Raw genomic sequence first — 3,177 nt, forward strand, 5'->3', positions numbered from 1 at the left:
CTCCACACGGGGAGCGGAAGAGCCGGAACCAAAAAATATTTGGCACTGACATTCATCGACACACTATTGAGTTCTCAAAGAACACACGCACACACATCCGGGCCAGTCTCGACCGGACCTTCTGTGAGGCAACTTTCCCAGCCTAACCAAGCAGTCAACCGAAGTCAAGACTATCGGAAGATCCGCTTTGGACTGGGCTACCAGGCGCTCCTCGTCCTACCGCGTTTCCCGGTCCCGCTCGGCGTCTCCGCCTCGCTTCGGCTCCGGGTTGGTGTCCGTGTCGCTCTGACCTGGACTAAGTTACGCGGCGGAAAACGCTACGTCAAATCGCCTGGAAGAACCGGCGTTTCCGCTGGTCAGCGGCTCGCGATCACTGTGAAGGCCGGCTTGAATCACACGGATGTGATTCAAGCCACCGCGATCGTCACACACCGGCCCGCAGCACCCCGGCGAGGTTCTTCTTGCCGCGCCGCAGCACGAGCCAGCGTCCGTGCAGGTAGTCGGCGTCTTCCGGGGTCCACTCGATATCGGAGATCTTCACGTTGTTCACCGCTGCGCCACCTTCGTTCACCGCGCGCCTGGCGGCGCCGCGGCTCTCGGACAGGCCGGTCGCGACGAGCAGGTCCACGATGGTGTTCGGCTCGCCGGCCTTGATCTGCGCGACCTCACCGTCGATCGCCGCTTCGCGCAACGCCGCGCCGAGGGTCGCCTCGTCGAGTTCGCGCAGTTCGCCGCGACCGAACAGCGCCTGACTGGCCAACTGGACCGCGCGGGTGTGGGTCTCCCCGTGCACCAAGGTGGTCATCTCGGCGGCGAGCCTGCGCTGCGCTTCCCTGGCGTGCGGGCGCTCCGCGGTCGCGCGCTCGAGCTCGTCGAGTTCCGCGCGCGACAAGAAGGTGAACCAGCGCAGGTAGCGCACCACGTCGGCGTCCGCCGTGTTCACGAAGTACTGGTACCACGCGTACGGGCTGGTCATCTCGGGATCGAGCCACAGGCTGCCGCCGCCGGTGGACTTGCCGAACTTCTTGCCGTCCGCGGAGGTGACCAGGGGGACGGTCAGGGCGTGCACGGACGCGCCGTCCACCCGGCGGTTGAGTTCGACCCCCGCGATGATGTTGCCCCACTGGTCGGAGCCGCCGACCTGCAGGGTGCAGCCGTACTTGCGGCGCAACTGCAGGTAGTCGTTGGCCTGCAGCAGCATGTAGCTGAACTCGGTGTAGGAGATGCCCTCGCCGTCCAGGCGCCGCTTGACGGTGTCGCGCGCCAGCATGACGTTCACCGAGAAGTGCTTGCCGACATCGCGCAGGAAGTCGACGGCGCTCAGCGGGCCGGTCCAGTCCATGTTGTTCGCGATGACCGCTCCGGTCGGCGAGTCGTCCAGGTCCACGAAGCGCTCCAGCTGGGAGCGAATGCGATCGGCCCAGCTCGCGACCGTGTCGGTGGAGTTCATGGTCCGTTCGCCGACGTCGCGCGGGTCGCCGATGAGGCCGGTGGCCCCACCGGCCAGCACGATCGGGCGGTGGCCGGCGCGCTGGAAGCGTTTCAGCGCGAGCAACGGCACCAGGTGACCGGCGTGCAAGCTGGCCGCGGTGGGATCGAAACCGGCATACAAGGTCAGCGGCCCGGCGGCCGCCGCCGCACGCAAGGCATCCAGGTCGGTGGACTGCGCGATCAGACCGCGCCAGGTCAGTTCGTCGATGATGTCGCCGCTCACGATGTCCTATCTTTCCGCACGAGGTCCGGGGCCTCGTGTGCACCTCAGTGTCACGGTGCGGTGTGGGTGGGTCGAACGATTTCGGCGAGTCGGTCCGCGACGTCGGCCGGAATCGTTCGCACAGTCGACACGGGGCGCGATCGCGGTCGAGGACAGCCGCCGAGACGGCGCAAGGCCGCCTACGAGCGGGACAGTGGCGATCAGGACGTCGGGGCACTGTCGCGCGAGCCGAAGCTCGCCGGTGGACGAGAACTCGGTCACCGGTCGCGGCTCCGTCTGGGCTGGTCGCGGCCATGCGCTCGCCCGGGTTCGATACTGCCGAGCGCCGGACAGCGAGCGCGGCGCACGACCTCCACGAGTGCTCGGCAGGCGCACCGACCCGAACGTTCCAGGTGTCCGTGGATCGCCCCCGCAACGCCGGTGACCGAAGTTCACCGGCCGCGTTGCATGTGCGGTCGACTCGACAGCGTTTCCCCCACCGCAGAGAAGCCCGGGTTGCGATCGAGCACCGTGCCCGGACGAACTACTGCGATGCGTTTCCGGCGATGGCGGTCATCCCTCTGTCCTCCAGCTCGATGGCGCCGGGTCGACGGCGCGTTCCTCCGAGGGGACGGGCCGCCGCGGACGTCGAGCGGCGGCGGAATCTCCTCCGCGTCGTCAGGCCGACTTCGTGGCGGGTAGCGGAGCACGCGGGCTGCGCCGGTAGACCGACACCGCTCGCGACTCCGGCAACCAGAAACGCCACGGCACATCCGCCGCGCTGCTGACGCCGACCCGCGGACCGCTCGCGATCTCGGCCGTCTGCACCGGACCGCGCAGTTCCAGCCGAATCGGTGACGACGGGTCGAACAGGCGAGTTCCGTAGTCCTTCACAGTGATTCCCAGCGCGCTGCCGAGATTGCCAGGGCCCCGGGCCAAGTCGAGATCGGATCGAGCCCCGGGCCGCCGCGCGCGCACTGCTTCGAGGCCCGCGATGACCTCGCCGGAGCGGATCAGCGCCGCACTGGCGACGCCGTCCGGCCCGCTCGTCACATTGATGCAGGTGTGCATGCCGTAGCTGAGATAGACGTACAGCACACCGGCCGGGCCGAACATCACGTCATTGCGCTTGGTCCGGCCGCGACCGGAATGCGAAGCCGGATCGGGCCACGGCCCCGCCGGGTCTCCCCCGTAGGCCTCTACTTCGACGATCCGCACACCGACCGGACCCGACCACAAGGTCGCCCCGAGCAAGCGACGGGCGGCGGCCGGCGGTTCTACGGCAAGTTCCTCGACAGACTGGGCACACACAGCCGCCATTGTCCTCGACGGCTACGACAAGAGTTCGCCCAGCCGCTCGGCGACCACTTCCCTTCCCGCGTGGCCGGTCGCGCATCGAAAAGGGACGCGGGATACGACGCACCCGTGGTCGACCTTCGCTGTCGGCCTGGCCGGTCGCACCACAAGAAGCGACTACGTACGTA

The 3,177-nt window shown here is 67.9% G+C and carries 2 protein-coding genes; both read right to left on the reverse strand.

From position 1 onward, the window contains the following. Positions 1-424: 424 nt before the first annotated feature. Positions 425-1,714: a tyrosine--tRNA ligase gene (gene tyrS, locus ACWEKR_RS32295; protein WP_195087997.1), complete on the reverse strand. Its 1,290-nt coding sequence runs from the start codon at positions 1,712-1,714 to the stop codon at positions 425-427. 657 nt (positions 1,715-2,371) lie between these two features. Further along, on the reverse strand, positions 2,372-3,013 hold the full coding sequence (locus ACWEKR_RS32300) for a DNA-3-methyladenine glycosylase (protein WP_452357713.1): 642 nt from the start codon (positions 3,011-3,013) through the stop codon (positions 2,372-2,374). Positions 3,014-3,177 lie beyond the last annotated feature (164 nt).

The sequence above is a fragment of the Nocardia sp. NPDC004573 genome, from assembly GCF_053602135.1.

What these genes read in the sequence shown, in the direction of transcription:
- ACWEKR_RS32300 (WP_452357713.1), bottom strand. Translation starts at nt 3,013, where the DNA reads ATGGCGGCTGTGTGTGCCCAGTCTGTCGAGGAACTTGCCGTAGAACCG.